The sequence below is a fragment of the Brevundimonas sp. UBA7534 genome (assembly GCF_002479325.1).
Lineage (GTDB): Bacteria > Pseudomonadota > Alphaproteobacteria > Caulobacterales > Caulobacteraceae > Brevundimonas.
In genome coordinates this window covers 23,543-30,106 of sequence record NZ_DLMO01000069.1, presented here as the reverse complement: position 1 = coordinate 30,106, position 6,564 = coordinate 23,543, and the positions used below count along the sequence as shown (strand labels likewise).

5 protein-coding genes, 1 tRNA gene, 1 pseudogene and 1 riboswitch are annotated in these 6,564 nt (G+C 71.4%); of the genes and pseudogenes, 2 read left to right on the top strand and 5 right to left on the bottom strand.

Features of this window, described 5'->3' with window-relative positions:
- Window positions 1-815, top strand: an 815-nt coding sequence (locus B2U11_RS05405; protein WP_292070436.1) for a C40 family peptidase, incomplete at its 5' end; no start/stop codon positions are given.
- Between the two features lie 61 nt (window positions 816-876).
- Here B2U11_RS05405 and B2U11_RS05400 read toward each other — a convergent pair.
- Both B2U11_RS05400 and B2U11_RS05395 read right to left on the bottom strand, forming a co-directional pair.
- Window positions 877-950 (bottom strand) — tRNA-Ile (locus B2U11_RS05400).
- 177 nt (window positions 951-1,127) lie between these two features.
- Window positions 1,128-2,141, bottom strand: a pseudogene (locus tag B2U11_RS05395) (DNA mismatch repair protein MutS); the annotation flags it as partial.
- Between the two features lie 98 nt (window positions 2,142-2,239).
- Window positions 2,240-2,377: riboswitch (cobalamin riboswitch) on the top strand.
- Between the two features lie 162 nt (window positions 2,378-2,539).
- On the opposite strand from B2U11_RS05395, the gene B2U11_RS05390 reads away from it, so the two are divergent.
- Window positions 2,540-4,351 (top strand): TonB-dependent receptor plug domain-containing protein, encoded by a 1,812-nt coding sequence (locus tag B2U11_RS05390; protein WP_292070435.1) that lies wholly within the window; start codon window positions 2,540-2,542, stop codon window positions 4,349-4,351.
- Here the strand turns inward: B2U11_RS05390 and B2U11_RS05385 are convergent.
- From B2U11_RS05385 to B2U11_RS05375, 3 genes are all read right to left on the bottom strand, one after another.
- Complete coding sequence (locus tag B2U11_RS05385; RefSeq protein ID WP_292070433.1) at window positions 4,335-5,255, bottom strand: aldo/keto reductase; 921 nt, start codon at window positions 5,253-5,255, stop codon at window positions 4,335-4,337. The two genes, B2U11_RS05390 and B2U11_RS05385, sit on opposite strands and share 17 nt — an antisense overlap.
- 94 nt (window positions 5,256-5,349) lie before the next feature.
- Window positions 5,350-5,985, bottom strand: a complete 636-nt coding sequence (gene maiA / locus B2U11_RS05380; RefSeq protein WP_292070432.1) for a maleylacetoacetate isomerase — start codon at window positions 5,983-5,985, stop codon at window positions 5,350-5,352.
- Window positions 5,985-6,564 (bottom strand): fumarylacetoacetate hydrolase family protein (locus tag B2U11_RS05375; RefSeq protein WP_292070430.1); only part of this gene is annotated, 580 nt, incomplete at its 5' end. The genes maiA and B2U11_RS05375, both read right to left, overlap by 1 nt.

Sequence of the window (6,564 nt, the reverse complement as noted above, 5' to 3'; positions counted from 1 at the left end):
CCCTGGGCGCCGCCGCCCTGACCGGCGTCGGCACCGTGTCCGTCGCCGAGACCGCCCAGGCCGCCGAGACCACCTACACCGTCCGCTCCGGCGACGGCTGGTGGATCATCGCCCAGCGCACCGGCGTCTCCATGTCCAGGTTGCAGTCGCTCAACGGCATGACCGCCGCGACCGTGCTGCACCCCGGCATGGTCCTCAAGACCTCCGGCACCGCCACCCCGGCCCCGGCCCCGGCGCCGTCCACCTCGGGCTCGACCTACACCGTGCTGGCCGGCGACGGCTGGTGGATCATCTCCTACCGCACGGGGGTGTCCGCCTCGGTCCTGCAGTCCATCAACGGCATGAGCTCCTCGACCATGCTCCACCCGGGGATGGTCCTGAAGACCACCTCGGTCTCCACCTCCAGCGCCCCCGCCGTCGCCCCTGCGCCGGCGCCCGCGTCCAAGCAGGCTGCCGTCGACTACGTGCGCTCCGCCGTCCGGAACCCGTCCTCCTATTACGTGTGGGGCGGCAACGGCCCCTCCGGCTTCGACTGCTCCGGCCTCACCCAGCAGGCCATGGCCCGGGCCGGCATCTCCATCCCGCGCCGCGCCGGCGACCAGTACCTCGCCGCGAAGTCCTACGTGCCGATCTCCCAGGCCCAGCCCGGCGACCTCGTGTTCTACGCGAACCAGTCCACCGGCCGCATCTACCACGTGGCCATGTACATGGGCGGCGGCCAGCTCGCCCACGCCCTCAACGAGGACGCGGGCCTAGTGTTCACCTCCACGACGATCATGAAGTCCGACATGCTCGCGGTGGCCGCCCGCTACTGAGCACCGGCACGACGACGGCCCCCGGCCCGCGCCATACCGCGCGGCCGGGGGCCGTTTTCTGTAGGGCGTGCGGGACTTGAACCCGCGACCCAGGGATTATGAGTCCCCTGCTCTGACCGACTGAGCTAACGCCCCTCCCCCGCGGCATCGCGCGGGACCCGCCCATCCTACCGACGGGGCTCAGAGCATCGCGCGGACCTCGGCAGCCGTCGCGCCGCGGTAGAGACGCTCGAAGATGTCCACCGTCTTCTGGGCGGAATGGTGCAGGGCCTTCGCATGGGATGCCTCGCCCATGGCGGCGCGCTCCGCGTCCGAGAGGTCGAGGATCCGGGCGATCCGCTCGGCCAGGGCCCGCGCCCCGCCCGAGGTGACGGTGCGGTCGATGCAGGCCAGCAGCGATCCCTCTCGCTCGCCCCTCTGGGTGCGGTCGATCTCCAGGCTGGCGCGGGTGGCCGGGTCGATGGCCAGGAAGCCGCTCTCGCCCGACCGGCGCGGCGGGGAAAGGGCCGGAACCTTGCCCGCCTGGGTCGTCTCCAGATAGGCGGCGATCAGGCCCAGCGCCGAGACCTCGGCCTCCTCGAAGGCGCCGAAGCCGTCCAGGGCCGCCACGCCGTAAAGTCGCTCGACCCGCGTGCGCGCCGCCTGGGGCTCGGCGATGGCGGCGGCCAGGGCCTGGACTACGCCCCCCGAGCCGTCCAGCGCGCCGCGCGTCGCCTCGTCGGAGAACATCCGGTCGGTGACCAGCACTTCGGAGGGACGAAAGGCCGCCAGGGCCGCGCCCAGGTCGTCGGGCGCGCAGGCGACGCAGTCCACCGCCCCGGACGACAGCTCCACCACCGCAACGGCCGCCCTGCCGCGTCTCAGGGCCACCGCCGCCAGCCGGTTGGCGCCGCGCGCGTCCAGCAGCGAATCCTCGGTCAGGGTGCCCGGCGTCACCACCCGCACCACGCCGCGCTGGACCACGGCCTTGGAGCCGCGCTTCTTGGCCTCGGCGGGATCTTCCAGCTGTTCGCAGATGGCGACCTTGTGGCCCATGCGGATCAGCCGGGCCAGATAGCCGTCCATCGCATGGACCGGCACGCCAGCCATCGGAATGTCCTCGCCCTGGTGCTTGCCCCGCTTGGTCAAGGTGATGCCCAACGCGGCCGCCGCGACCTCGGCGTCCTTGAAGAACAGCTCGTAGAAGTCGCCCATGCGGAAGAACAGGATGGCGTCCGGCTGGCCCGCCTTGGCCGTCAGATACTGCGCCATGAACGGCGTCGCGCCTTCCAGCGAGGCGGCGATGTCGGGCGGGGGACCGGAGGGCGGGAAGGCGGGCGCGTTCATGTGGCGTCAGGGTGACGGATCGCAACGGTCGTCTCAAGCCCGAACCGCCGCTCTTGCACAGGCATCTTGGCCCTGCGATAGGCCGCGCCAGGCGGTTTAGGGAACGCGGTCGAACACCGCGGCTGTGCCCGCAACTGTAGGCGGCGAGCGTGTCGTCCGTCCGGGGTCCGCCCCGGCGCCACTGGGAAACTGGGAAGGCGAGGACCCCGCGTGAAGACCCGCGAGCCAGGAGACCTGGCCGCCGACGTCGCTCGTCTTCTGTCCGGGACCAGACAGGGGCGCGGGAACTTCCGTCGCAGCGACCCGATCTTGCGCCGTCCGGCACCCGCCGGGCGGATCGGCTCGCTCACACCGGCTCCCCGCGCGCACTCGGGGCGTCCACGGGGAATCCGCTCGACATGAAGCGCTCCATCCTATTGTCCACCACGCTATTGGCGGCCTCGGTCGCCTTGCCGGCCCTGGCTGACGACATCGACCAACTGCAGGAGGTGATCGTCACCGCCACCCGCCTGCCCGCGGTCGCCGCCGACACGCCCGGCGCGCGCGTCATCGACGCGGAAACCATCGAACAGCGCGGCGCCGTCTTCGCCGCCGACATCCTGGCCGACGTGCCGGGCCTGTCGGTCACACGTACGGGCGCCTTCGGCGGCGTCGCCCAGGTGCGGATGCGCGGCGCCAATCCGGGCAAGACCCTGGTCCTGGTCGACGGCGCGCCCGTCAACGACCCTGCCGACATCAATGGCGCCTATGATTTCGGCTCGTTCGAACTGGCCGACATCGACCGGATCGAGGTGCTCAGCGGCCCGCAGTCGTCGCTGTGGGGCTCTGACGCCATCGGCGGGGTGATTTCCTTCACCACCCGCGAGGTCGACGGACTGCGCGCCGAACTGGAGGCCGGCAGCCTGGCCACCGCGCGCGGCCGCCTTTCGGTCGGTACCGCCAACGAGGCCTACGCCGTCAGCGCCTATGTGTCGCAGTTCGAGACGGACGGCGTCAGCGCCGCCGACGAGGCCGACGGCAACAGCGAGCGCGACGGCCTGCGCAGCACGACCGCCGGCGCCAAGGCGCGCTACGCCTTGTCCGACACGGTGTCGGTCGACGGGTCGATCCGTTGGGCCAAGGCCCATGTCGATCTCGACGGCTATCCGGCCCCGACCTACGTCCTGGCCGACACCGACGACACCCAGGACAGCGAACAGTGGTCCGGCTTCGCCCGCCTGAACGCCAAGGCCCTGGGCCTGTCCCACCAGTTCAGCGTCTCGGCCTCGGACATCGGCCGCACATCCTACAGCAGCGGCTGGCCCTCGACCTTCAGCGGCGACCGCCAAGTCTATCGCTGGCAGGCCGACGGCGCGGCGAAGGGCGTGGCCTATGCCTTCGGCGCCGAGCGCGAGGAGGCTTACGGCGCCTTGTCGTCGGGCGCGGCGCGCGATCTGGCGACAACCTCGGTTTTCGGCGTGGCCCAGTATGACGTCGGCGCGCTGAACCTGACCGGCGGCCTGCGCTATGACGATACCGACGACTTCGGCGCGGAGACCACCGGGCGGATTTCGGCGGCCTACGACCTGGCCGGCGGCTTCACCCTGTCGGCGGCCTACGGCACCGGCTTCAAGGCTCCGACCGTCAGCCAAGCCGTGTGCGACTTCTGCTATGCGCCCCTGCCCTGGCCCGAACTGACCGCCGAGACGGCCGACAGCGTGGAGGTCGCCCTGGGCTGGGCCTCGGCCGACGGGCGCCTCGACGGCCGCGTCACAGCCTATCGGCTGAACGTCGACGACGAGATCGCCTGGCGCGATGGCCGCTACATCAACATCGCCAAGACCGAGACGGACGGCGTCGAGGCCGAGGGCCGCGCGGCCCTGGGCGGCGGCTTCGACCTGACCCTGGCCTACGCCTGGACCGACGCCCGCGACGGCACGACGGACGCCCGTCTGCTGCGCGTGCCCGAACACGCCGGGTCGGCCACGCTGGGTTGGAGCGGGGACCGGCTGTCGGGCGCCCTGACCGTTCGCGCCGAGGGCGACATGGACGATTCAGGCGGCGTGCGTAACGGCTTCGTCACGGCGAACCTGAACGCGGCCTTCGCCCTGACCGACAACGTCGTCGTGACGGCGCGCGTCGAAAACCTGGCGGACGAGCGCTATCAGCAGGTGCTGGGCTATGGCGAGCCGGGCCGCACCGGCTACCTGGGGATCAGGCTGCGCTACTGATCCGCAGCCGGGCGTCGGCGGTGAAGGCCGCCGGCGCATCCAGCGCCAGCCGCGTCCAGTCCAGATTCGGACACGGCGCGTGGGCCGCCGCCAGGATGGCGCGCAGTTCCGCGGCCGAGGCCACGCTGGCCACCACCATCGCCACACCCCTCAGCGACAGGGCGTAACCCAGGGCCGCCTGCATGGGATCGCAGCGCATCTCGGCCAGACGCCGGCGCGTCCGCGACAGGCCCTGAGCGTGGCCCGCCATCTCGGGCGGCAGGTCGTCACCCCCGGCGAACAGCAGGCCGTTGGCGAACACCGACGACAAATGCACGTCCACGCCCATGCCGGCCAGTTCGTTCAGAATCCCGTCCTGCGCCGCGCGCTGGTCCAGCAAGCTGCAGCCGATCTGGACGACGTCGGGCTCCAGCCGCCGCGCCAGCAGCGCCGGCCCGTCCTCGATGGCGGCGCAAAAGCCGATGCGCCGAAACAGGCCGCGCTGTTTCAGCGCCTGCATCCGGTCCCACAGGGCGCGGCCCTCGGCGCCGGCCAGCTCGGCGGCGTTCGACACCAAAAGGGCCTCGCCGCGCGGCAGGCCCAAACGTTCCAGCGACCGGCGCGCACGCGCCTCGACACGATCGACCCCCTCGGCCAGCGGCACGGTCCGCACGGTCACCTGGAAAGGCGACGGGAACGGCCAGGCCTGTCCAAGCAGACGCTCGGCGTCGCCTTCGGGCTTGGTCGCGACCAATTTCACGCCCGCGTCCGCCCCGGTCTGCAGCAGAAAGCGCATAGCCTCTTCGCGCGCGCCGGCGGGCGCCGCCATGAAGGCGCCGGGCGCGCGCTCGGGTTCCGTCACCACGGCCAGGGCCAGGCGATTGACGGGCGAGGGCGCCGAAGGGGTGGCGGGGGATGGCGTCACCCCGGGACAATGACTCGCAATGTTTAAGGGACGCTGAGCGAGACCTTGCCCAATCCTTACTTATCCACCGCCGGTCGGCGAAATCGGTGGACGATCACACGTCGGCGTCCGGCTGTCGGTCCGGGTGAGCCGCGGCGAAGGCCGGGTGGGCCAGGGCGCGCGCCTCCACGGCTTCCAGCGCGGGCCAGGCGGCGGTCCCGACGTTGAAGCGACGCGCGGAATAGAGCTGCGGGATCAGGTAACAGTCCGCTAGGGTCGGCCCGTCGCCGAAGCTGAAACCCGCCCCGTGCCGCGCGACCAGGGTCTCCAGGGCGTCGAAGCCCGGCGCGATCCAGCGCGCGGCCCAGGCGTCGACGGTCGCCTGGTCGGCCCCCAGGTCGCGCCGCAGCGAGGTCAGCACACGCAGGTTGTTCAGCGGATGGATGTCGCAGCCGATCACGGCGCTCATGGCGCGCACCGTCGCCCGGTCGTCCGCGTCACGCGGCAGCAGCGGCGGCTCGGAATAGGTTTCCTCCAGCCATTCCAGGATGGCCGGGCTCTGGATCAGCACCTGCCCGTCGACATCCAGGGCCGGGACCATGCCCTGGGGGTTCAGCGCCAGATAGTCGGGCGTCTTCTGTCGGCCCTGGCGCAGATCGTGCGCCGCCTGCTCATAGGTCAGCCCCTTCAGGTTCAGGGCGATGCGGACCCGGTAGCTGGCGCCGGAGCGCCAATAGCCGTGCAGGATCATCAGACGACCTCGAACCTCAGCGTCTCCAGCCCGTCGATGGTCGCAACGACCGTATCGCCGCGCACGACAGGGCCGACGCCGGACGGGGTGCCGGTGAAGATCAGGTCTCCGGCCTGGAGCGCCCACAGCTTGCCGGCTTCTTCGACGATGCGGTCGGGGTTCAGGATCATGTCGTCCAGACGGCTGGACTGGCGCATCTCGCCGTTGACGCTCAGTTCGATGCGCCCTGCGGGATCGGGCAGGGCGCCCAGGGTGACCGCTCCGCAGGGCGCCGACTGGTCGAAGCCCTTGGCGGCGTCCCAGGGGCGGCCCGCCTTCTTGGCCTCGGCCTGAAGGTCGCGCCGGGTCAGGTCGCACCCGACCGCCCAGCCGACGGTCCGCCCGCCCTCGCCGATGGCGGCGACCAGTTCCGCCTCATAGTGAAGGTTCTCGGTCGCCGGCGGATAGGCGGGGTTCGCCCCGTCCGTCACCAGGGCGTCGCCTGGCTTGGAGAAGAAGAAAGGGGTCTGTTTATTCGGGTCGGATCCCATCTCGCGCGCATGGGCCGCGTAGTTCTGACCGACACACAGAATACGCCGG

Excerpts from the sequence above, each read along its gene's own strand:
- B2U11_RS05390 (WP_292070435.1), top strand. The coding sequence starts at position 2,540 with ATGAAGCGCTCCATCCTATTGTCCACCACGCTATTGGCGGCCTCGGTC.
- maiA (WP_292070432.1), bottom strand. The coding sequence starts at position 5,985 with ATGATCCTGCACGGCTATTGGCGCTCCGGCGCCAGCTACCGGGTCCGC.